Annotated in this window: 23 protein-coding genes; 13 read left to right on the top strand and 10 right to left on the bottom strand. The window is 73.0% G+C overall.

Translation table 11 applies throughout. The features are described from left to right. Positions 1–374 precede the first annotated feature (374 nt). Complete coding sequence (locus GA0115242_RS14300) at positions 375–866, bottom strand: peptidylprolyl isomerase (RefSeq protein ID WP_093828306.1); 492 nt, start codon at positions 864–866, stop codon at positions 375–377. A gap of 158 nt (positions 867–1,024) precedes the next feature. On the opposite strand from GA0115242_RS14300, the gene GA0115242_RS14295 reads away from it, so the two are divergent. Next, positions 1,025–2,995, top strand: a complete 1,971-nt coding sequence (locus GA0115242_RS14295) for a glycoside hydrolase family 5 protein (protein WP_093828304.1) — start codon at positions 1,025–1,027, stop codon at positions 2,993–2,995. A 43-nt stretch (positions 2,996–3,038) separates the two neighbouring features. Here the strand turns inward: GA0115242_RS14295 and GA0115242_RS14290 are convergent, their stop codons facing one another. Next, positions 3,039–3,845, bottom strand: a complete 807-nt coding sequence (locus tag GA0115242_RS14290) for an SAM-dependent methyltransferase (protein WP_093828324.1) — start codon at positions 3,843–3,845, stop codon at positions 3,039–3,041. 238 nt (positions 3,846–4,083) lie between these two features. On the opposite strand from GA0115242_RS14290, the gene GA0115242_RS14285 reads away from it, so the two are divergent. Beyond that, positions 4,084–5,316 (top strand): PP2C family protein-serine/threonine phosphatase, encoded by a 1,233-nt coding sequence (locus GA0115242_RS14285; protein ID WP_370672280.1) that lies wholly within the window; start codon positions 4,084–4,086, stop codon positions 5,314–5,316. A gap of 6 nt (positions 5,317–5,322) precedes the next feature. On the opposite strand, the gene GA0115242_RS14280 is transcribed toward GA0115242_RS14285, so the two are convergent. Continuing rightward, complete coding sequence (locus tag GA0115242_RS14280; protein WP_093828302.1) at positions 5,323–5,781, bottom strand: ATP-binding protein; 459 nt, start codon at positions 5,779–5,781, stop codon at positions 5,323–5,325. 290 nt (positions 5,782–6,071) lie between these two features. Here GA0115242_RS14280 and GA0115242_RS14275 point away from each other — a divergent pair, with 290 nt between their 5' ends. The 3 genes from GA0115242_RS14275 to GA0115242_RS14265 are packed head-to-tail and all read left to right on the top strand — an operon-like array spanning position 6,072 to position 8,056. Further along, positions 6,072–6,944, top strand: a complete 873-nt coding sequence (locus GA0115242_RS14275) for a helix-turn-helix domain-containing protein (RefSeq protein WP_093828300.1) — start codon at positions 6,072–6,074, stop codon at positions 6,942–6,944. Beyond that, positions 6,941–7,213, top strand: coding sequence for a DUF397 domain-containing protein (locus GA0115242_RS14270; protein ID WP_093828298.1), 273 nt, complete (start codon positions 6,941–6,943; stop codon positions 7,211–7,213). Before GA0115242_RS14275 ends, GA0115242_RS14270 begins: the two co-directional genes overlap by 4 nt. A 36-nt stretch (positions 7,214–7,249) precedes the next feature. Next, complete coding sequence (locus tag GA0115242_RS14265) at positions 7,250–8,056, top strand: SAM-dependent methyltransferase (RefSeq protein WP_093828296.1); 807 nt, start codon at positions 7,250–7,252, stop codon at positions 8,054–8,056. A gap of 205 nt (positions 8,057–8,261) precedes the next feature. Here GA0115242_RS14265 and GA0115242_RS14260 read toward each other — a convergent pair whose 3' ends face one another. Continuing rightward, positions 8,262–9,266 (bottom strand): LacI family DNA-binding transcriptional regulator, encoded by a 1,005-nt coding sequence (locus GA0115242_RS14260; RefSeq protein WP_093828294.1) that lies wholly within the window; start codon positions 9,264–9,266, stop codon positions 8,262–8,264. Between the two features lie 152 nt (positions 9,267–9,418). Between GA0115242_RS14260 and GA0115242_RS14255 the strand changes: the two genes are divergently transcribed. The 4 genes from GA0115242_RS14255 (at position 9,419) to hemC (ending at position 12,816) form a co-directional block, all read left to right on the top strand. Continuing rightward, positions 9,419–10,330: an amidohydrolase gene (locus GA0115242_RS14255; RefSeq protein ID WP_093828292.1), complete on the top strand. Its 912-nt coding sequence runs from the start codon at positions 9,419–9,421 to the stop codon at positions 10,328–10,330. After that, the gene (locus tag GA0115242_RS14250) at positions 10,327–10,827 is read left to right on the top strand and encodes a cysteine dioxygenase (RefSeq protein ID WP_093828290.1); all 501 of its coding nucleotides are present in this window, start codon (positions 10,327–10,329) and stop codon (positions 10,825–10,827) included. Before GA0115242_RS14255 ends, GA0115242_RS14250 begins: the two co-directional genes overlap by 4 nt. Positions 10,828–10,971: 144 nt before the next feature. Beyond that, entirely contained in the window at positions 10,972–11,748 is a 777-nt protein-coding gene (locus GA0115242_RS14245) for an NPP1 family protein (RefSeq protein ID WP_093828287.1), read from the top strand. A 132-nt stretch (positions 11,749–11,880) separates the two neighbouring features. Further along, entirely contained in the window at positions 11,881–12,816 is a 936-nt protein-coding gene (gene hemC, locus GA0115242_RS14240) for a hydroxymethylbilane synthase (protein ID WP_093828285.1), read from the top strand. A gap of 125 nt (positions 12,817–12,941) precedes the next feature. Here the strand turns inward: hemC and GA0115242_RS14235 are convergent, their stop codons facing one another. The 4 genes from GA0115242_RS14235 to GA0115242_RS14220 form a co-directional block, all read right to left on the bottom strand. After that, positions 12,942–13,460 carry a hypothetical protein gene (locus tag GA0115242_RS14235; protein WP_093828283.1) on the bottom strand — a complete coding sequence of 173 codons (519 nt, stop codon included), beginning with the start codon at positions 13,458–13,460 and terminating at the stop codon, positions 12,942–12,944. 190 nt (positions 13,461–13,650) lie between these two features. Then, positions 13,651–14,511, bottom strand: coding sequence for an ABC transporter permease (locus tag GA0115242_RS14230; protein WP_093828281.1), 861 nt, complete (start codon positions 14,509–14,511; stop codon positions 13,651–13,653). Beyond that, a complete protein-coding gene (locus tag GA0115242_RS14225; protein WP_093828279.1) occupies positions 14,471–15,328 on the bottom strand; it encodes an ABC transporter ATP-binding protein in 858 nt (285 codons plus the stop codon). The genes GA0115242_RS14230 and GA0115242_RS14225 overlap by 41 nt, the downstream gene beginning before the upstream one ends. Beyond that, entirely contained in the window at positions 15,325–15,777 is a 453-nt protein-coding gene (locus GA0115242_RS14220) for a MarR family winged helix-turn-helix transcriptional regulator (RefSeq protein WP_093828277.1), read from the bottom strand. The genes GA0115242_RS14225 and GA0115242_RS14220 overlap by 4 nt, the downstream gene beginning before the upstream one ends. A 529-nt stretch (positions 15,778–16,306) precedes the next feature. Here GA0115242_RS14220 and GA0115242_RS14215 point away from each other — a divergent pair. Next, on the top strand, positions 16,307–17,122 hold the full coding sequence (locus GA0115242_RS14215) for a SigB/SigF/SigG family RNA polymerase sigma factor (RefSeq protein WP_093828275.1): 816 nt from the start codon (positions 16,307–16,309) through the stop codon (positions 17,120–17,122). A gap of 115 nt (positions 17,123–17,237) precedes the next feature. Further along, complete coding sequence (locus GA0115242_RS14210; protein ID WP_093828273.1) at positions 17,238–18,047, top strand: VOC family protein; 810 nt, start codon at positions 17,238–17,240, stop codon at positions 18,045–18,047. A 3-nt stretch (positions 18,048–18,050) separates the two neighbouring features. Here the strand turns inward: GA0115242_RS14210 and glgX are convergent, their stop codons facing one another. Together glgX and GA0115242_RS14200 are read right to left on the bottom strand one after the other, a co-directional pair. After that, positions 18,051–20,195 carry a glycogen debranching protein GlgX gene (gene glgX / locus GA0115242_RS14205; RefSeq protein ID WP_093828271.1) on the bottom strand — a complete coding sequence of 715 codons (2,145 nt, stop codon included), beginning with the start codon at positions 20,193–20,195 and terminating at the stop codon, positions 18,051–18,053. Then, a complete protein-coding gene (locus GA0115242_RS14200; protein ID WP_093828269.1) occupies positions 20,192–20,692 on the bottom strand; it encodes a pep a2 in 501 nt (166 codons plus the stop codon). The genes glgX and GA0115242_RS14200 overlap by 4 nt, the downstream gene beginning before the upstream one ends. Positions 20,693–20,999: 307 nt before the next feature. On the opposite strand from GA0115242_RS14200, the gene GA0115242_RS14195 reads away from it, so the two are divergent. Further along, entirely contained in the window at positions 21,000–21,317 is a 318-nt protein-coding gene (locus GA0115242_RS14195; RefSeq protein WP_093828267.1) for a DUF5133 domain-containing protein, read from the top strand. Positions 21,318–21,370: 53 nt separating this feature from the next. Beyond that, on the top strand, positions 21,371–22,350 hold a 980-nt coding region (locus GA0115242_RS14190; RefSeq protein ID WP_141721591.1), incomplete at its 3' end, for a maltotransferase domain-containing protein.

Genomic DNA, 22,350 nt, shown 5'->3' with positions numbered 1-22,350 from the left:
CATGCCAATGCAGGACTCGATCCGCGGGCGGGTTCCCGCCAACTCGGCCGGATCGAGGGGGCGATGGGACGGCGGACGCGGAACGGACCCCCGAGACCGGTCACGCCGCGTCCCGGTCCACGGGAACCGGGCCCCGGCGCCGGAAGCCGCCCACCCGGGAACGCCGGGTACACCTGGAGCACCTGAAGCACCCGGAACGGAAGCCCCGGAGACGACGACGGCCCCGGCCGACCTGGTGCGGTCGGCCGGGGCCGGGGTGGTGCGGAGGCGGCGGCCGGAGCCGGACCCTGAGGTCCGGGCGGTCGGGCCACCGGTCCCGCGGCGTCACGGGCCCGCGCGTCGGCAGGGCCCGCGGCGGCGCGGGGGTGGTGGAACTAGGCGACGACGCCGGAGTCGGCGACCACGATCTTGGCGGACGTGGCGCCCGAGCCCGAACCGAGCCCCTCGATCTTCTTCACCAGGTCCGAGCCCTCGACGACCTCGCCGAAGACGACGTGCTTGCCGTCCAGCCACGGGGTGACGACGGTGGTGATGAAGAACTGCGAGCCGTTGGTGCCGGGGCCGGCGTTGGCCATCGACAGCAGGAACGGACGGTCGTGGCGCAGCGTGAAGTTCTCGTCGGCGAACTTCTCGCCGTAGATGCTCTTGCCGCCGGTGCCGTTGCCGTTGGTGAAGTCGCCGCCCTGGAGCATGAAGTCGGGGATGACCCGGTGGAAGGGCGAACCGGCGTAGCCGAAGCCGTGCTGGCCGGTGGCCAGCTCGCGGAAGTTCTGTGCGGTCTTGGGCACGACGTCGTCGAAGAGGTTGAAGACGATGCGGCCCGCGGCCTCGCCGTTGATGGTGATGTCGAAGTAGACGTTGCTCATGACCCCATCTTTTCACTTCCCGTCCCCGGAACCGACCGGGAGGTCCCCCGGCACGCCGTTCGATACCCACCCGGGGTATGACAAAGGCCGTGTGGCGGGGTACCGGGAGCCGCGCGGGTCTGGACCGGCGGGCCGCCACCCGTCATCCTGACCACGCCATGACAACGTCGTCACCGATCGGGAGGGTGACCGTGCGCGGATCTCTCGTCAGGGCCGCACTGGCCGCCGTGCTCCTGCTGCTGTCCGCGCCGCTCGCCCCGGCCGCGGCCACGACGGGGGCGGGACCTGAGCCGAAGGCGGCCCCCGCCGCGGCCCCGCCCGATCTGGGCGCCGCCCAGGCGTGGACGCCCCCGCTGAGCACCCGGGGCCGCTGGATCGTCGACGCGAACGGCGACCGGTTCCGGCTGCGCTCGGGGAACTGGCACGGCGCGAGCGGCACCTGGAGCGGCTCGGGCAGCGTGGACGACGACGCCTCGCACCACGCCGGGGAGAACTCCGGCCGCGTGCCGCTCGGCCTGGACCGGGCACCGGTCGCCGAGATCATCGCCGGGTTCCGGGAGATCGGCGTCAACAGCGTCCGGCTGCCGTTCTCCAACGAGATGATCCACGACGCCGTCCCGGTCACCGACCGCGCGGTCGCCGCCAACCCGTCGCTGCGCGGCCTGACCCCGCTCCAGGTCTACGACGCCGTGGTGCGCGACCTCACCGCGGCCGGGCTCGCGGTGATCCTCAACAACCACACCAACACGACCCGTTGGTGCTGCGGGGTCGACGGCAACGAGCGCTGGAACGCCTCGCGGTCGACCGCCGCGTGGGAGGACGACTGGCTGTTCATGGCCCGCCGCTACAAGGACAACAAGCGCGTGGTCGGGGCCGACCTCTACAACGAGGTCCGCCGATCGGTCTGGGACGACCCCAACTGGGGCCTGGGCGACGACCACGACTGGTTCGCCGCCTCGCAGCACCTCGGCGACCGCATCCTGACCGAGGCCGACCCGGATCTGCTGATCGTCGTCGAGGGCATCAACTGGACCGGCATCCCCGTCGACGGCTTCGCGCACGGCCGCCCCACCCTCGAACCCGTCCGGCGCCTCTCGCACACCCTGGTGGACTCGGGCAAGCTCGTCTACTCGGCCCACTTCTACGACTACACCGGCCCCCACCACAGCGGCGCCACCGGCATCGGGGAGACCAGCGACCCGCGCTACCGCGACCTGTCGCCCGAGGACCTGGTCGCCGTGCTCCAACAGCAGGCGTTCTTCGTCAGCGGCGAGCAGGACCAGCACTTCACCGCGCCCGTCTGGATCAGCGAGTTCGGCGTCGGCGGCCGCGAGGAGACCGGCGCGAAGCCGCGCGCCTGGTTCGAGCGCTTCGTCGACCAACTCATCGCCAAGGACGCCGACTTCGCCTACTGGCCGCTGGTCGGCTGGCACCAGAACCGCACCGGCAACGGCTGGGCGCTGCTGCACTGGGACGCGGCCGGCAACCGGATGGGCCTGTACGACGGCGACGACTGGCGGGCCGCCGCCTGGACCCGCCTGATGACGGCGGCCAGCCGCACCGGACCGGTCGCGCCGGTGACACGGTGGTCGCAACTCAGCCCCGACCACGGCGACTTCGTCCAGTCGCGGCGGATGCGGGCGCTGCCCGACTGGGACTCCGGGGCCCGCAAGTCCGTCTGCCCCGACGGGCAGCGGCTGCTCGGGCTCGGACACACGGGCAACCGCGGGCTCTGCTCGGACGTCACGGCGGGGGCGCTCTGGGCGGCGGGCGGCGGACACGAGGTGGTCGCCGACGAGCGGCACGTGGTCGCCGGCCGGGACTGGGCCTCCGGGTACACCAAACTCCAGTGCGCCGAGGGCCAGTTCCTCATCGGCTACAGCGTCCGCGGCCAGGCCGTCTCGGCGGCCCTGTGCGCCGCGGCCCCGTCCGGGCGGCTCGGCGGCGAGGGCCGCACGGTCTGGTTCGACCGGGGGGACAACCGCGGCCAGGCGCCCCACGGCGGCGACTTCGCCTACGGCGCCTACAAGGGCCAGTGCGCCGACGACGAGTACGCGGCCGGGATCGCCTACACCGGCCGGGTGGGCTCGTCCCGGACACCCGACGCGCTGTACTGCCGCCGCCTGTAGCGAGGGGGAACCGCGCTTCCGAGAGCCCTCGACCAGTCCCCGGTCAGCGGGACTTGCGGCCGACGCCCGCGTACACCCAGTACGCGGACGGGTCGCCCGGCGCCTCGTCCTGCGGGTCGGGGCGCCACAGCGGCACATGGACCAGACCGGGCCCGGTGAGGTCGAAACCGTCGAAGAGGCCGAGTATCGCGGCCCGGGAGCGGGCGGTCACCGGGGAGGTCGCCCGCGCCCGGTAGAGCCGCCCGACGGCCTCCGCGGTGTCGGGCCGGTCCTCGTCCGTGGCGTGGGACAGCGCCAGCCAGCCCCCGGCGGGCAGCGCGTCGCGGAAGGCGGCCACGACGTCCGCGGGGCGCTCCTCCTCCGTCACGAAGTGCAGGATGGTGATCATCAGGACGGCGACCGGCTCGTCGAGGTCGATCAGGGCGCGCAGCCGGGGCGCGGCGAGGATGTCCGCGGGGCTGCGGATGTCGCCGTCGAGGACGTCCGCGCGCGGGTTGTCGGCGAGCAGGGACGCGCTGTGCGCCACCGCCACCGGGTCGTTGTCGACGTAGAGCACCCGGCATGCGGGGTCCAGGGACTGGGCCACCTCGTGCACGTTGCCCTGGGTGGGGATGCCCGAGCCGAGGTCGATGAACTGCCGTACCCCGGAGCGGACCAGGAAGCTCACGGCACGGCGCAGGAAGGCGCGGTTGGCGCGGGCCAGGGTCCGCACCTGGGGGTCGATGGCGGTGAAGGCGGCCACCGCCTCCCGGTCGATCGCGAAGTTGTGCTGTCCGCCCAGCATCGCGTCGTACATCCGGGCGACGCTCGCCCTGTTCGGCGCTTCTGCATCAGGGAGATCTTCCTGCATCACAACTCTCTCCGAGCACAGCTTTCTTGACGACTCATCATATAGTTGCTGCACGACGCGGCCGGATGACCTCCCCACCGCGGTCGCACCCGGCCCCACCCGGAAAGGCACGACCCTGCCGAACGAACGACTCGATCGATCCGGCGCCACCCCCACCCCCGCGCGTCGGCGACCCTTCTCCCCGGCGTCGGACGTCATCGGTTCGGAGCTGGACCTCCATCTGACCGGCAGTCACGTGGTGCACGCGCTGACCCCGGAGTTCTGCGACGCGGCCTCCGTGTACCTCCTGGAGCGGTGGCTGCTGGAGGAGAACGCCTACGCCGACGCCGACCCGCCGCAGATCGAGGCGCGCAGACTGGCGCTGCGGGTGGGCGCGCAGGCGCTGGAGGACTGGGAGCGGCTGCTGCCGGTCGACCAGGTGATCGTCTTCCCCCGGGAGACCCCGTACGCCCGCGCCCTCGCCGAGGGCAGGACGCAGATGCTCGACTCCGTCGACCCGCACACCACCGAGCGGCTGAGCGCGTCCGGCCCGCAGGACGCCGGGATCCAGAGCCTGTTGCGGTCGGCGTCCTTCCTGGTCGTGCCGTTGCGGCTGCGGGACGTGCCGGTGGGGTTCATCGCCTGCACCCGGGGCCAGGACCGGCCGGGGTTCGCGCCCGGCGACGCGGTCGCGGTCGAGCGGCTGGCGGCGCGGGCCTGTGTGGCGCTGGACAACGCCCGCCGCTACCAGCGGGAACGGCGCACCGCGCTGGCGCTGCGGGCCAGTCTGCTGCCCGGCACCGACCGGGCGTTCAAGGGGTGCCGGATCGCGCCCGGTTACCTGCCCTCGGGCAACGGGAATCTGATCGGGGGCGACTGGTTCGACGCGCTGGAGCGGCCGGACGGCCGGGTCGGGCTGATCGTCGGGGACGCGATGGGCCACGGGCCCGAGGCCGCCGTCGCCATGATCCAGCTGAGCACCGCCGTGCGCGCCCTGGCCCAGCTCGACCTCGGCCCCGTCGACCTGATGCGCCGTCTCGACGCGCTCGCCGCCACCATCCCTGGGGCGTCCTTCGCCACCTGCATGTACGCCGAGTGGGACCCGGGCCTGCGCACCTGCACCCTGGTGGGGGCCGGTCATCCGCCCCCGCTGCTGCGGCCGCCGTGCGGGCCCTGCGCGCCGGTGGCGCTGGCCGGCGCCGGTCTGCCGCTGGGGCTCGGCACCGGCGGCTACGAGGCCACCGTCCTGCACATCACCGAACCGGCCCTGCTCGTCCTCTACAGCGACGGGCTCGTGGAGTCCCGGCAGTGCGACATCGAGCAGGGCATCGGCCTGCTCGCGCAGTCCCTCGACACGGCCGCCGCTCGTGCGCCGGACGGGTCGGACGATCCCTGGCTGCCGTCCCTGTGCCGGGAGTTGCTCGACTCCCCCGCCGCCGCGAACACCGCCGACGACCGCACCCTCCTGCTGGCCGAACTGACACCGGACTGAGGCCGCTCAGGCACAGGTTCCCAGCGTCGCCCAGACGACGTTGCCGGTCGTGAGGACCGACCGCTCGACCCCCCACGAGTCGGCAAGCTCCTCGACGATGAACAGGCCGCGCCCGGTCTCGACCTCCGGTCCCGGACGCCCCTGCGGGCGGGGGACGTTCGCGCAGTCGTGCCGGTAGTCGTAGTCGTGCACCTCGACGCGCAGACAGCGTCCCGTCATCAGCCGGACCCCGCACAGGATCCGGCCGCTGATCGTGTGCAGCACCACGTTGGTGACCAGCTCCGACACCAGCAGCACGGCGTCCGCGCACAGTTCGCGCGGCAGACGCCAGCTCGTGACGCGTTCGTCCACGCCGTGCCGGGCGGCTCGCACGCTGTCCCGGCGGGCCGGGAGTTCGAACCAGTGCGCCCGGTCGGGCCCGTGGGTGTCTAACAGAGAGGACGAGGTGGTCGTGTGGGGGGACACGGAGTTCACCTTCCGGTGGTGGACGGGCGGAGCGGGCCACGGAGAGGGGCGGGCAGGTCCGTCCCGCGCGGCGGGGGTGTCCGCGCGTCGCACATACCGTCGAACGCCGGGCCATGCCGATCTCGCACGGTGGGGCGCTCGTTCTGATCGCTCACGCAATCCATCATGCTGCGCCGCCCGTTCAAACTGCAACCGGCTCCCTGATAATTTCACCGAGCAGTTTTCGCTCTGGTCACATCACCAAGTCGCTGTCAGACTGCATGTGGTGACTGTCTCTCAGGAGGTTTGGCGTGAGCGAGGCTCGTTCGAGCTCCGGCACCGGTGCACCGACCGTTCTGCGGATGATCCTCGGTCGGCGGTTGCAGGAGCGACGACAGCAGGCGGGCGCCACGCTGGAACAGGCCGCCACGGCCCTCCGGGTGACCCCGCTGACGATCCGCAGGCTGGAGAAGGCGGAGGTGGCCCTCAGACCGCTCTACGTCGAGAAGCTGCTGGAGACCTACGGGGCCGACCGGCAGGAGATCGACGAGTTCGTCGCGCTCGCCGACAAGGCGAACGAACCCGGCTGGTGGTACGCCTACCGTGACGTGCTGCCCTCCTGGTTCTCGGCGTACGTGAGCCTGGAGACCGGCGCGAAGACCCTGCGCACCTACGAACCGCACTACGTGACGGGGCTCTTACAGACCTGGGACTACGCGCGGGGCGTCCTGCGCGGTGGTTTCCCCAACGACGACGACGAGGAACTGCACCGGCGCATCGACCTGCGGCTGCGCCGTCAGACCCTGCTGGAGGGAGCGGACGCGCCCACGCTGTGGGTGGTGATGGAGGAGGCCGTGCTGCACCGCGTGGTGGGCGGCCCCGAGGTGATGCGCGACCAGATGGACAAGCTCCTGGAGGTCTGGGAGCTGCCCCATGTCAGCCTGGACATCGTCCCGTTCTCGGCCGGGGCCCACGTCGGCGCGTGTGCCCCGTTCACCTACTTCCGCTTCGAGGAACCCGAACTTCCCGACATCGTGTACAGCGAGATCCTGTCCGCCTCCATGTACCTGGACCAGCGCTCCGACGTCGTCGCCCATCTGGAGGCGCACAACCGGATGTCGCTGCTGACCTCGTCCGCGGACAGCAAGGCGCTCCTCAACCGCATGCGCAAGGAGTACTCATGAACCGTACCGACGGCACCGGCGACCCCACCGCGCTCCGCGTCTACAACGGCATGCCCGCGACGGATCTCGGCGACCTGGGCTGGGAACGGCCCTGGAGCGGACCCAACGGCGGCCAGTGCGTGGAGACCAAACTGCTCGCCGACGGCAGGATCGCCGTCCGCCAGTCCACCGACCCCGCCGGACCCGCGCTCATCTACACGCCGCAGGAGATGACCGCGTTCGTCGAGGGCGTCAAGAAGGGCCTGGCCGACCACCTGACGGTCGGCTGAGGCAGCACCGGCAGACCCATCAGTGAGAGGGACAGGATGAGCACGCCCCACGCAGCTCGGGACATCGACACCAGCAGGCCGCACTCCGCCCGGATGTACGACTACTACCTGGGCGGCAAGGACCACTTCGCCGTGGACAAGCAGGCGGCGGAGACCGTCGCCGAGGCCTATCCGGGCATCTTCACCTGTGCCCGCGAGAACCGCGCGTTCATGCACCGCGCGACCCGGGTGCTGGCCACCGAGTACGGCATCAGGCAGTGGCTGGACATCGGCACCGGCATACCCACGGAGCCCAACCTCCACCAGGTCGCGCAGTCGGTGGTGCCGGAGGCCCGGGTGGTCTACGCGGACAACGACCCGCTGGTCCTCAAGTACGCCGAGCGGCTCATGCGCAGCACCCCGCAGGGCCGCACGACGTACATCGAGGCGGACGTCAACGACCCCGCCTCGCTGGCCGACGCGCCCGAACTGACCGAGGTCCTCGACCTGTCGAAGCCGGTGGCGCTCTCGCTCAACGCGCTGATGCACTTCGTCACCGACGCGCAGGGGCCGTACGAGATCGTGGGGCGGCTGATGGACATGCTGCCCTCGGGCAGCGCGCTGGCGCTCAGCCACTGCACGCCGGACTTCGACCCGGAGACCTGGGAGAAGGTCACCGCGATCTACACCGGCGCGGGCACTCCGGTGCAGTTCCGCTCGCACGACGCGGTCGCGCGCTTCTTCGACGGCCTCGACCTGCTGGAGCCGGGCGTGACCGTGGGGCACCGCTGGCGTCCCGACATCACCCCGGAGTTCTCGCACGCCGAGGTCAGCCTCTGGACCGGCGTGGGCATCAAGCCCTGAACCGCCCGGCCCGTCTCCGGGACGCCCTCCCGCCGCCCGCCGGGAGGGCCCCGCGGCGCCGGATCCGCGCTCGCGCCGCCCTGGGTGCCCACCTCCGTACCGGGGTGGGCGCCCAGGGCGGCGCGGGTGCGCGTCGGCCGTCGCCCGGCGGGCGGGACCGCGCGGACGCCGTCCCACGGGGTCCGGCAGGCCGCCTCCGGGCCGCTCAGACGCCGACGGCCGAGCCCCGCTCGCTCATCGTCGGGGCGCACAGGACACGCTTCTTGCGCACCCGCTTGCCCTCGATCGCCGCGACCGTGAGCCGGGCCGCCTCGGCGGCGATGGCGGCGAGCCCCCAGTCGACGGTGGTCAGCGGCGGCGTCAGCACCCGGGAGACGGGGTGGTCGTCGAAGCCGACCACCGAGACGTCCCGGCCGACGCCGAGCGCCGCCTCGGCCGCCGCCGCGTAGACCCCGTAGGCGAGCGAGTCGGAGAAGCAGAAGACGGCGGTCGGCCGCGGCTCGCTGTCCAGGACCCGGCGGGCCACCGCCGTCGCCTCCCCCAACTCCTGCGGGCACGGCACCAGTTCGGCCCGCAGCCCGAGACGCCCCGCCGCCTCGCGGACATAGACGTCGGCGGGCCGGTCCGGTGTGCTCGGCCGGGTCGGGGTGAGCACCGTGACCCGCCGGTGCCCGAGCCCGTGCAGATAGTCGAGGACGGCGTCGATGCCGGCCCGGTTGTCGAAGATGACCTGCCCGGCGGTGCGCGCCCGGCTCAGCGAGTCGCCGACGGCCACCACGGGCAGCGCCTCCGCGATCGCCTCCCAGCCGTCCGCGCCGGGGTTGACCGGTGACACCAGCAGGGCGTCCACGCGCTGGTCGCGCAGTTGCTTGGCGAGCACCAGTTCGCGGTCGGGATCGCCGCCCGCGTCCAGGATGAGGGCGTAGCGGTCACCGGCGAGCAGCTCCCTGCCGATGGCGGCCATCAACTGCTGCTGCCACAGGTCCTGGAGGTCGCCCGCGAGCACCCCGACCATGCTGGTGCGGCCGCTGGCCAGGGCACGGGCGATGGGGTCGGCCTCGTAGCCGAGGTCCGCGGCGGCCTGCCGGACGCGTTGCTCGGTCTCCTTGGAGACGTGCTTGCCGCGCAGGGCGTAGGAGACGGCGGCGGTGGAGAGACCCGTGGCCTCGGCCACCTCCCGGAGGGTGGTGCGCTTGTTGGGCCTGGCCATGCGGGAAAGCCTACCGGGCCTGGTCCGGATGTCGGGCGACCCTTGACACGCCATCTTGTTAACCGTTTCACTTAACCGCATCAGTGAACCGCTTAACCAGCCGTTCGCCCGCCCTCTCGCCGTTCCGTCAGGACTCACCCGAGGACCGCCGCGTGCTCACCGACGTCCATCAGCACCTCTGGCCGCCCGCCTTCACCGACCTGCTGCGGGCCCGTTCCGCACCGCCGCGCCTGGACGGCTGGACGCTGCACCTGGCGGGCGAGGCGCCCTTCCCGGCCGACCCGGCGGACCACGACGTCGCCGCCCGCGCCCGGCTGGCCGCCGCCGACGGGCTCGACCGCGCGCTGGTCTCCCTCTCCAGTCCGCTGGGCGTCGAGCACCTGCCGCCCGAGGAGTCCGCCCCGCTGCTCGCCGCGTACCACGACGGCGCCCTCGCACTGCCCCCGCCGTTCGGCGTGTGGGCGGCGGCCGGGGTCACCGAGCCGGACCCGGACGCGGTGGCCACGGAGCTGGACCGCGGCTGCGTGGGCCTCCAACTGCCCGCCACCGCCCTGCTGGACGCGCCCGGCTGGGAGCGGTGCGCCCCGCTGCTCGATGTCCTCACCCACCGTGGCAAGCCGCTGTTCGTCCACCCGGGCCCGGCCCCCGCGGCACCTGACGCGCCCGCCTGGTGGCCCGCGATGGTGCCCTACCCGCAGCAACTGCACGCGTCCTGGTTCGCGTTCCGCGCCTTCGGCCGCTCCCGCCACCCCGGGCTGCGGGTCTGCTTCGCGGCGCTCGCCGGGCTCGCCCCGCTGCACGGCGAGCGGTTCGCGGCCCGCGGCGGCGGCCGGGGACAGGTCGACTTCGACGTCTTCTACGAGACGTCCTCGTACGGGACCCGCGCGGTGGACGCCGTCGTGCGCGCCGCCGGGATCGACGTGGTGGTGGCGGGCAGCGACCGCCCCTACGCGCGGCCCGTCGTCCCCGATCTGGGCGCGGACGCCGCCGTCCACGCCCTGCGCACCGCCAACCCCGCCCGGCTGCTGACCGGCGGCCCGTACTCCGAAGGGAGCCGCTCATGAACCATGAGGCCCTGCCCGACCGCGTCCTCGACAAGCGCGAACTCAGGGCTCTCGTCGAGGATCTCGCCACCCGGCCCGAACGGTGGCGCGAGCAGGTCGCCTTCTCCGACGAGCAGCGGCACTACGCGTCCCTGCACCGGGACGAGTACGTCGACGTCTGGCTGCTGTGCTGGACCCGGCGCAACGACACCGGCTGGCACGACCACGACCTGTCCTCGGGCGCGGTCAGCGTGGTGCAGGGCGCGCTCGACGAGTCCGTGCCCCGCATCGGGGGCAGCCATCTGTCCGTCACGGTCGGCGCGGGCACCTCGTTCTGCTTCGGGCCCGAGCACATCCACCGGCTCACCGGGGCCACCGACGACGCGGTCTCCCTCCACGCCTACTCGCCGCCGCTGTGGCGGCTCGGCCAGTACGACATCACACAGGACGGCCTGATGCGGCGGATATCGGTGTCGTACGCGGACGAACTGCGCCCGGTGGACGGCTCGCCGGTCTGATCCCGGGCGCGCACACGGACTGTTGGGGCGCGCTTCACCACCGGGACGCCTGTGGCCTCTTGGCCCGGGAGGGAAAACCGGGGATCCTGAACTCCCCATTCCCCCCACAGCCGTTGGGCTGCGCCCGGACCGAGGGAGAACGCAGTGGCGTCACCGAAGACCAAGGCACACCGCAGGAGATGGCTCACCGGACTGGTCGGGGCGGCGGCGCTCGTCGTCGCCGTCCCGAACGTCGCGATGGCGGCGCCCCCGGCGGCGCTGCCCGCCAACGCCGAGGCCGCGGAGATCACCTTCCAGCCGGCCTTCGACTACGACACGGACGGCTGCTACTCGTCCCCGGCGATCGGCCCGGACGGCACCGTCAACGGCGGCCTCAACCCCACCGGGGCCCTGAACGGAAACTGCCGGGACGCCTCCGACCTGGACAACACCAACAGCTACTCGCGCTACAAGTGCAACAACGGCTGGTGCGCGTACCTGTACGGGCTGTACTTCGAGAAGGACCAGGCGCTCGCGGGCACCAGCATCGGCGGGCACCGGCACGACTGGGAGCACGTCGTGGTGTGGGTGCGCGACGGCCGGACGGAGTACGTCTCCACCTCCAACCACGGCTCGTTCACCGTGCACGCGGCCTCCTCGGTCCGCTTCGAGGGCAGCCACGCGAAGATCGTCTACCACAAGGACGGCATCAGCACGCACTGCTTCCGGCTCGCCAACACCAACGACGAGCCGCCGGAGAACCACAAGGGCACCTGGCAGTACCCGCCGCTGGTCGGCTGGAACGGCTACCCGGCCGGGCTGCGCGACAAGCTCACTTCGTACGACTTCGGCAGCGCCAACTTCGGGCTCAAGGACGGCAGTTTCGTCTCGCACCTGACGTCGGCCAAGCCGTCCGGCATCGCGTTCGACCCCAACGCCTGACCGGGCGTCGGCTCCGTACCCCCTCGGCGCGCGGCCGGCCGAGGGGGTACGGCCGCGTCCGGGGGTGGCCGGATGCGGCCGCACGGTCCCGTGCTGCAGGGAGGCACGAGCGGGAGCCACTATCGTGTCGGCATGTCCGTGCCCGAACTGATCCGTATCGTCTCCCGCGACTCGCCCATGGCGCTCGCGCAAGTGGAGCGCGTCCGTGCCGAGTTGACCGACCGGTACCCCGGTGTGCGCACCGAGGTCGTACCGGTGCGCACGACCGGCGACAAGTGGCTGGGCGACCTGTCCCTGGTGGAGGGCAAGGGGGCGTTCACCAAGGAGGTCGACGCCGCCCTGCTCGCCGGCGCGGCCGATCTCGCGGTGCACTGCGTCAAGGACGTGCCCGCCGACCGCCCGCTGCCCGCCGGGACGACGTTCGCCGCCTTCCTCAAGCGCGACGACATCCGGGACGCCCTGGTCCATCCGGGCGGCCTCACCCTCGACGAACTGCCCGCCGGGACCCGGGTCGGCACCTCGTCGGTCCGCCGGGTCGCGCAGCTCGCGGCGACCCACCCCGAGCTGGAGTGCGTGCCCTTCCGGGGCAACGCCAACCGGCGGCTGGCGAAGCTCGCGGCCGGTGAGGCGGACGCGCTGCTGCTCGCGGTGGCGGGTCTGGAGCGCATCGGTCGCCGGGACGTGATCAGCGAGGTGCTGTCCCCGGAGGCGATGATGCCGCCGATCGGCGCGGGCATCCTGGCGCTCCAGTGCCGGGAGGACGACAGCGAGCTGATCGACGCGGTCAGCGCCCTCGGCGATCCGGACACCCACCGGGAGGCCACCGCGGAGCGGATGTTCCTGCACGTCCTCCAGGGCCACTGCAACAGCCCGATCGCCGGGTTCGCGCGGGTGGACCGCGGCGGCGAACTGTCGCTGCGGGCCTGTGTCTTCACCCCGGACGGCAAGACCCGGCTGAACGCGCACGAGTGGGCGGGGCGGCTCGATCCGGCCACGCTGGGCACCTCGGTGGCGGTGGCGCTGCTGCGCGAGGGTGCCCGCGAGATCATCGACGGCATCCCGCACTGACGGGACGGACGGGACCGACGGGACGGCGTCCAGGTCCGGCGCGGGAGGGCGGCTACCGCGCCACCGTCCGGCTGCTCAGCCGCCCGGAGCGGCCCACCGCCCCCGCCGGGCGAGGGCCGTGCGGGTCAGGCGCCGCCGCCCGCCTGGTCGCGCAGGAAGTTGCTGACCTGGCAGGCGAGTTCCTCCCGGTCGGGGCCCTGGTGCGGGCCCGCGGGGGTCTCGCCGAGGCCGATGCCGCCCGCCCACAGCCGCCGCTCGGCCCACTCCTCCTCGACCCGCAGATGGATCTGCACGTCGACCTGGCCGAGGGCCGTCTCCGGGCCCGCGGCCCAGAGCACCGCGGTGGCCCGGCGCAGGGGGTAGACGTCGAAGCCCTCGATGAACTGCGAGTTGCGCCAGTCGAGGAAGGCGCTCTCGCCGTCGGCGCCGACCCGGACGTCGATCTGGCCGTCCTCCAGGTGGATGCCGAGGTGCCGGGGGCCGCGGTTCTCGACGGTCACCCGGACGCTGAAGTACGCGAGTCCCGCGGCCGCGTCGTCCCGTCCGCGCGGCGGCTCGGCCGCCTCCAGCCGGTGCACCCTGACCCGCAGACCGTCATGCTCGTCGTACTCCTGCCAGTCCCCGACCACGTTCGGCTCGTACACAGCGCACCCTCTCGACCTCAGAGAGTGCTTCCTATCTGTGTGCTCAGCGCACTGTCAAATGAGCGGAATGCGCTGTGGCCTGCCCATTCACCCCGGTTCATCGGTGATCAAGCCGTGCGCAGCGGGAATCCGCCGATGTGCGGCGCCCGCGCGGGCGCGCGCGTGCCGCACATCACGTCGTCGGCCAAGATCAACGGGCCAGCCGGCCGAGCAGCGAGGAGGCGGCGGTGATGCCGAGGACGGCGGCCACGGCCAGCACCCCGTAGTCGAGCGGGAGGTGCGCCGGCGTGCCGAGGAGCAGTCCGCGCAACGCGTCGACCTGGTAGGTGAGCGGGTTGACCTTGCTGATGGCCTGGATCCAGCCGGGCATCACGGCGACCGGGTAGAGGGCGTTGGAGGCGAAGAACAGCGGCATGGTGATGGCCTGCCCGAAGCCCATCAGCCGGTCGCGGCTCAGCACGATCCCGGCGATGGTCATCGACAGGCAGGAGAAGAAGGCGGACCCGAGGATCACGATCGCGGCGACGCCGAGCAGCCGCAGCGGGTTCCAGGTGAGCGCCACTCCGAGGGCCGCCGCGATGACGATCACGACGACGGCCTGGATGAGCGACTTCACCCCGGCCGCGAACGCCTTGCCGGTGATGAGCGCGGAGCGGGGCGTCGGGGTGACGAGGAGCTTGTTGAGGATCCCGGCGTCGCGCTCCCAGATGATCTGGATGCCGTAGAAGATGGCGATGAACATCGCGGACTGGGCGATGATGCCGGGCGCGAGGTAGTCGATGTAGGGGATGCCGCCGGTGGGGATCGCCTTGATGTGGGTGAACGTCTGACCGAAGATCAGCAGCCAGAGCGCGGGCTGCACCGCGCGGGTGTACAGCTCGGTGCGGTCGTGGCTGAGCTTCTGCAGCTCGACCGCGCACATCGCCACCACCCGGGCGGGCAGCAGCCGCCACCCCGAGCGCGGCTCGGGCGGGCGGACGAGCAGGCCGATGCCGTTCGCGCGGGCGCGCTCAACCGACGCGGCGCGCGGTGCGACGGGTGCTTCGGACATCGCGGAAGTCTCCTGACGTGTCGTCGAGGCCGTGGCCGGCGATGTCCCGGAAGACATCCTCCAGCGTGGGCAGCGGGGCCGAGGCCGGTCCCCCCTCGGCGCGGCGGCGTTCACCGAGCCCCTCGCGGAGCTGGTCCGGTGTGCCGAGGGCGCGGATGCGGCCACGGTGCATGAGCCCGACCCGGTCGCAGTACTGGTCGGCCTCGTCCATGTAGTGCGTGGTGACCAGCACCGTCATGCCGGTGACCTCGCGCACGACGTTGATGTGGTCCCAGACGTCGGTGCGCGCGATCGGGTCGAGGCCGATGGTCGGTTCGTCGAGGATCAGCAACCGGGGCGCGCTGACCAGGGCCTGGGCGAGTTCGAGACGGCGGACCATGCCGCCGGAGTAGGTGCCCGCGAGGCGGTCGGCGGCGTCGGTGAGGCCGACGGCGGCCAGGGCCTGGGCGACCCGGTCGGCGCGCTCCCTGCGGGCGACGTCGTAGACGCGGGCGAAGAGCGAGACGTTCTCCCGGCCGGTGAGCCCGGCGTCGGCGGAGAGCTGCTGCGGGACGTAGCCGAGCAGCCTGCGCACCGCCATCCGGTCGCGCGCGGCGTCGTGGCCGAAGACCCTGACCATGCCGGCCGGGACCGGCAGCAGCGTGGTGACGCAGCGGATGGCGGTGGTCTTGCCCGCGCCGTTGGGCCCGAGCAGTCCGAAGACCTCGCCCTCCCCCACCGAGAGGTCGAGTCCGTCCACGGCGTTGGTGTCGCCGAAGGCGTACACCAGGCCGGTGCAGGCGACGGCCTGGTCGGGTCCGCCGGGGGTCTCGGTCATCGCTCCTCCGTCTCCTCGCGCAGTCGGTCGGCCAGGTTGCGCAGGGCCGGGACCGCCGCGCGCAGCGCGTCCCGGTCCGGTCCGTCGAGCCGGGCCACGGTGCCGCGGACCAGTTCGGCCCGGCGCCTGCGCCACTCGTCGAGGCGGGCGGTGGCGGCGGGGGTGGGCAGCAGGCGGGCCGCCCGCCGGTCGGCGGGGTCGGTCTCGCGGCTCAGATATCCCTGCCGCGAGAGCTGGTTGACGAGGGTCGACACCGAGTTGCTCGCGAGGTGCAGGTCCCTCGCGGCGTCCGAGATGCGGATGCCGGGCTGGGCCACGACGAGCCGCAGCAGCTCGATCTCGGCGCCGCGGAGCTGGGGCGCCACCTGGGGGCGCAGGCGTCGGCGGAGGAGCCGCTGGACGCCCACGAGAGCGTCGACCAGCTCGTCCGGGAAGGTTTCCGGTTCCACACGGTCCAGATTAGCTCTTTAGCAGAGGTAATGAACAAAGAGAAGGTCAAGCCGGTGCCGCACGGCCGCCCCGGGGCCCGCGGAGCCCGGTGCCGGACGGCCGCCTCGGAGCCCGCGGAGCCCGGTCCCCGGGTCCGGACACCCCCGACCCGCGCCGCGCCCCCGGCGTCCACGCGCTTTTCCGTCGCGGCAATTCCTGCACCCGGCATCGCCCGCCGGAATTCGGGCCACCATTCGGCGCCGCCCGGTCGCAGCGCGTCACCGCAATTCCGGAAGGGTGGCGGTCGCCGCCCGTCACCGAAATCGCCGGGGCGGTCACGGAAAGGGTGCACCCGCCCGCACCTCCCGGAATTCACCGCATTCTCCGAATTGTTTCGCGCGCGGCCCGGGAGTAATTTGAAGTGGAGTGCTTCGGACCGGAGGCACGTCCGCGGGAGCCGCAGTGCCGGACTCCGGGCGTGGCCCGCCGGTCCGCGCGTTCGTCCCCCGCTGTGTCCCCACCCGGCACCGGCCAAGGGAGGTGCGCCGCATGCGTACCACGGGCAGAGCGAACCCCCACCCCCACGACGACTCCCCCGACACCGCCGCCGCCTTCGAGCGGCTGGTGACGCTGCCTGAGGGCCCGGCGCGCAGGGCGCTGCGGGACGAACTGGTCGGCGCCTGGCTGCCGATGGCCGAGCGGATCGCGGGCCGGTTCCGCGGCCGGGGCGAGTCCTACGAGGACCTGTGCCAGGTCGCCGCGCTCGGCCTGGTGAAGGCGGTCGACGGCTACGACCCGGTCCGCGGCCACGCCTTCGAGTCGTACGCGGTGCCGACCGTCACCGGGGAGATCAAGCGGCACTTCCGGGACCACCTGTGGACGCTGCACGTGCCGCGCCGGGTGCAGGACCTGCGCAACCGGGTCCGCCGGGCGTCCAAGGAGCTGGCGCAGACCACACCGGGCCGGCCGCCCACCGTCGCCGAGATCGCCGCGCACGCCCGGCTCACCGAGAGCGAGGTGCGCACCGGCATGGAGGCGCTGGAGTGCTTCACCGCGCTGTCCCTGGACGCGGAGGTGCTGGGCACCGACGGCTACTGCCTGGGCGACGGCCTCGGCTCCCCCGACCCCGGCTACGACGTCGTCGTCGACCGCGTCACCGTCATGCCGTGTCTCAACCGGCTGCCGGAGCGCGAGCAGACCATCCTCTACCTGCGGTTCTTCCACGGGATGACCCAGCAGGGGATCGCCGACCAGCTCGGGGTGTCCCAGATGCACGTGTCGCGGCTGCTCAACCGCTGCTTCGCGGAGGTGCGGGAGGAGGTGCTCGCGGACGCCGACGCGGAACTGCTCGCCGAGGCCGGCTGACCGGCCGCGGGGCCCCCGCCGGGCGGGGGCCGCCCGACGGGCCGCGCGGCCCGTTCCACCGGAGACTGGTGGCAGGCCGGTCGACTCCGGCCGCCCAGATCAGGACGGGACCGCCATGAACGACGACACGACCCGCCCCGCGTCCCGCGCCAGGACGCAGCACCTGACCTCCCGCTCGGTCTTCGGATCCCCCTGCTGGGTGAGTCTGACCAGCCGGGATCTGGACGCCACCCAGGCGTTCTACGCGGCGGTGCTCGGCTGGCGCTGGCAGCCGACCGGGCTCGGCGACCGCTTCCGGGTGGCGCTGGTGGAGGGCACGCCGGTGGCGGGGATCGCGGCGGTCGCCGGGATGTGGCAGATGGCGGTCGCGTGGACGCCGTACTTCGCGGTCAACAGCGCGGACCAGTCGGTGGCGCGGGCCCAGGAGCGCGGTGGCACGGCGGCGGTCGGACCGCTCTCCTTCCCGCCGGGGCGGGCCGCGCTGCTCGCCGACCGGGACGGCGCCTCCTTCGGGATCTGGGAGGGGGAGCTGATCGGCAACTGGGAGACCTGGCGGCGCGCGGCCCCGGCCTTCATCCGGCTGCACACCCGGGACGCCTTCGCGGCAGCGATCTTCTACGGCGAGGTCCTGGAGTGGGCGTCGGACCGCCCCGGCTCCTGCGAGGTCCACTACGAGGGCGGCGAGGTGGTGCTGCGCAGCGGCGGCGACGTCGTCGCCCGGATCGAGTCGGGGGCGCTGGGCGCGGCCCCCGATCCGACCCTGCGGCCGCACTGGCAGGTGCACTTCGCGGTCACCGACGTGGCGGCCTGCGTCCGGGACGCCGAGCACAACGGCGGCAGCGTCCTGGCCAAGGGCGACGACGAGGCCGTCCTGCGCGACCCCGACGGCGCGCAGTTCACGGTGACCCTGCGCGCCGCCTCCTGATCCTCAGCGGGCGGTGCGGGCGGCCCTGGTGAGCAGCACCAGGCTGCGTGCGCCGACGGTCAGCGCGCCGTCCGCCTTGTGCTCGGTCTCGTCGGGCGGTCCGTCCTCCTCCGCCGTGTCGAGGAGCGTCGTCCAGCGTTCCCCGTAGGCGGCGCCCGGCAGGGTGAACTCGACCGGTTCCCAGTAGCTGTTGAGCAGGATCAGGAACGAGTCGTCGACGACGGGACGGCCGCGCGGGTCGGGTTCGGCGATGGCGTCGCCGTTGAGGAAGACGCCGACGGAGTGCGCGTCGGGGCGCTCCCAGTCGTCCTCGGTCATCTCGCGGGCGTCCGGCGCGAGCCACACCAGGTCGGGCAGCGGCTGCCCGGCGTGGGTGGCGGTCTCGCCGCGGAAGTAGCGGCGTCTGCGCAGCACCGGGTGGGCGGCGCGCAGGCCGATGAGGTAGCGGGTGAAGTCGGTGAGGGCGCGCCGGCCGGCCGCCTCCCGCCAGTCGATCCAGGAGACCTCGTTGTCCTGGCAGTAGGCGTTGTTGTTGCCGCCCTGGGTGCGGCCGAGTTCGTCGCCGTGGCAGAGCATCGGGATGCCCTGGGAGAGCAACAGGGTGGCGAGCAGGTTGCGTTGCTGGCGCGCGCGCAGGGCGAGGACGGCGGGGTCGTCGGTGGGGCCCTCGGCGCCGCAGTTCCAGGAGCGGTTGACGCTCTCGCCGTCCCGGCCGTCCTCGCCGTTGGCCTCGTTGTGCTTGCCGTCGTAGGAGACGAGGTCGCGCAGGGTGAACCCGTCGTGCGCGGTGACGAAGTTGACGCTGGCACGCGGACGGCGCCTGCCGTGCTGGTAGAGGTCGGGGGAGCCGGTGAGGCGGGAGGCGAACTCGCCGAGGGTGTGCTCGGTGCAGCGCCAGAAGTCCCGCACGGTGTCCCGGTACTTGCCGTTCCACTCCGACCACAGGGGCGGGAAGTTGCCCACCTGGTAGCCGCCCTCGCCGAGGTCCCAGGGTTCCGCGATGAGCTTGACGCGGCTGATCACCGGGTCCTGCTGGATCAGGTCGAAGAACGCCGACAGCCGGTCGACCTCGTGGAACTGCCGGGCCAGGGTGGCCGCGAGGTCGAAGCGGAAGCCGTCGACGTGCATCTCGGTGACCCAGTAGCGCAGCGAGTCCATGATCAGCTGGAGGACGGACGGGTGGCGCATGAGCAGGCTGTTGCCGGTGCCCGTGGTGTCGTAGTAGTGCGCCCGGTCGCCGTCCACCAGGCGGTAGTAGGAGGCGTTGTCGATGCCGCGGAAGGAGAGGGTGGGGCCCTGCTCGTTGCCCTCGGCGGTGTGGTTGTAGACGACGTCGAGGATCACTTCGAGTCCGGCCGCGTGCAGCGCCTTGACCATCGACTTGAACTCGGCGACCTGCTGGCCCCGGCTGCCGTGGGCCGCGTACGCGTGGTGCGGGGCGAAGAAGCCGATGGTGTTGTAGCCCCAGTAGTTGGACAGCCCCCGGTCGCGCAGCACGCCGTCCTGGGCGAACTGGTGGACCGGCATCAGCTCGACGGCGGTGACGCCGAGCGAGGTGAGGTGGCCGGTGACGGCGGGGTGGGCGAGTCCGGCGTAGGTGCCGCGCAGTTCCTCCGGCACCTCGGGGTGGGTGCGGGTGAGGCCGCGGACGTGCGCCTCGTAGATGACGGTCTCGGCGTACGGCCTGCGGGGCGGGCGGTCGTCGCCCCAGTCGAAGTACGGGTCGGTGACGACGCCGAGCAGGGTGTGTCCCGCGCTGTCGGCCGGGGACGGGCCGCCTGGGGTGCGTTCGAACAGCGAGGCGTGGTTGTCGCACTGGCCGTCCACCGCGCGGGCGTAGGGGTCGAGGAGCAGCTTCGCCGGGTTGCAGCGGTGGCCGAGCTGCGGCTGCCAGGGCCCGTGCACCCGGTAGCCGTAACGCTGTCCCGGGCCGACGCCGGGCAGCCGGCAGTGCCAGACGAAGCCGTCGGACTCGGTGACCGGGACACGGTGCCCGGTGCCGTCGTCGTCGACGAGGATCAGGTCCACCGCCTCGGCGACCTCGCTGAAGAGGGCGAAGTTGGTGCCCTCCCCGTCGTAGGAGGCGCCCAGCGGGTAGGGGTGCCCGGCCCAGACGGGTGTCGGGCGGGTGCGGCGCGAGGCGGTCACCCGATCCGCTCCGGTGTCCGCGCGGCGCGGGCGGGCGGGGCCGCCGTCGCCGGGTGCGGGAGGCGGCAGCCGGTGCTCAGGGCGGGTCCCGGCACGTTCGGCACCCGGGGCATCCGCTCGCCCGATCTGGCCCGGCGCGAGAACCAGATGACCCTGCCCCCGGTGGCGGTGGCGCAGCCGCCCCAGCCGTCGCTGGTGGCGGCGATGTGCTCCAGGCAGTCGCGCAGGCCCTGACCGGGGCTCAGTTCGCGGTTGTCGTCGCCGACGGCGGTGATCAGGTGCTGGCCGTTCCACCACATCTCGATGGAGAGCTGGGCGTCCGCGGCGTGCTCGTCGACGGCCCTGAGCAGCAACTCGGCTCCGTAGCAGACGGGTTGGACCAGGTTCTCCAGGTCCCACAGGCGCAGGTGGGCGGCCAGGATGCGACCGACCTGTCCGACCCGTTCCGGGCCGACCTCGACGTCGAGGCGGTAGTAGCAGGGCACTGCGGATTTCATCGTCGTTGGCTCCTCGTCCGACGAGGCTCCCGCTGTCGGCCGTCCCGCGGGACGGGCCCCGAACGCGAAGCGTGAGCACCGGTACATGCTGAGTAGTCCCAGCGTGGGAGTGCTAGTCCATTCGTGCAACACGAGCCGGGGCGGCCCGGCGGACCCCGGCGAGATGGTTGAAGCTCCAACAAGACGCGGGGTCGCCGCGCGTGCACCATGTGTGAAGAACACGACGCCCGGACGGAGCCGTGCCCGTCCGCGCGCGCCGGTCGCCCACGTCGTCCCCGCACCACCGAGCCCGGAAGGTGATCGGCGCATGCTGCTACCCGCCACCGCCGAAGTCGCCCGCCACCTGCGGCGCTACCGGGCCTGGGAGCGCCTGATGCTGGCCTCCCCGGCCGACCCGGCGGTGCGCTCCGCCTTCGAGGACGCGGGCTACACGCTCTGTGTGCTGATGGGCGAGCGGTGCGCCCGCGAGGCGGCGGACGCCGCCGAGCGCTACCCGCACGGCACCCGTCCGGCCCCGCACCTGGCGCGGGACGTCCCCCACAAGGCCCTCGCGGCCCTGCCGGGTGCGCCGCCCGCCCCGCCGCACTCCCCCGCGGCCGCCTCGGCGCGGCCCACCCACCAGTGAAGACATCGAACGGACCGGTACCCGGGCCCGAACACGGCGGAGGCCACACCCTCATGAACGCGCACGCGGTCCCGGCCATCGGCCGCATCCCGGTCCGGGACGTCCGTCCGGCGGTCGAGCACGGCAGCAGACCCGCCAAGGCGGTGGCGGGAGAGACCTTCGAGGTCACCGCGACGGTGTTCCGCGAGGGGCACGACGCGGTGGCCGCCGACGTCGTCCTCACCGGCCCCGGGGGCCGCACCGCGCGCCGCACGCCGATGCGGGAGCTGGCGCCCGGCACCGACCGCTGGGGAGCCGAGGTCACCCCGGACCGCACCGGCCGCTGGACGTACCACGTGGAGGCCTGGAGCGATCCGCTGACGACCTGGCACCGCCACGCGGAGATCAAGATCCCGGCCGGCGTCGACGTCGGCCTGGTCCTGGAGGAGGGCGCCGATCTGCACGAGCGTGCCGCCGATGGGGTGCCGGCCGACGCCGGGCGCTCGGTGGTGCTGGCCGCGGCGGAGATCCTGCGCGACGACTGCCTGCCGGTGCGCACCCGGTGGGCGGCGGCCCGCGCCCCGCACGTGACCGCGCTGCTGCGCCGCCACCCGCTGCGGGACCTGCTCACCGCCTCCGCGCCGATGCCCCTGACGGTCGAAAGGGAACGCGCGCTGTACGGCGCCTGGTACGAGTTCTTCCCACGTTCCGAGGGCACCCCCGAGGAGCCGCACGGCACGTTCCGCACGGCCGCCCGGCGCCTCGCGGAGATCGCCCGGATGGGGTTCGACGTGCTCTACCTGCCGCCGATCCACCCGATCGGCACGACGTATCGCAAGGGCCCCAACAACACGTTGTCCGCGGGCCCCGACGATGTCGGCGTGCCGTGGGCGATCGGGTCGCCCGAGGGCGGGCACGACGCGGTGCACCCGAAGCTGGGCACCGTGGAGGACTTCGCGTGGTTCGTGGAGCGGGCGCGGGGTCTGGGTCTGGAGGTGGCGCTGGACTTCGCGTTGCAGTGCTCGCCCGACCATCCGTGGGTGGAGAAGCATCC

The sequence above is a fragment of the Streptomyces sp. SolWspMP-5a-2 genome (assembly GCF_900091845.1).
In the GTDB taxonomy this organism is placed as follows: Bacteria; Actinomycetota; Actinomycetes; order Streptomycetales; family Streptomycetaceae; genus Streptomyces; species Streptomyces doudnae.
This window is presented reverse-complemented; position numbering and strand designations above follow the sequence as displayed.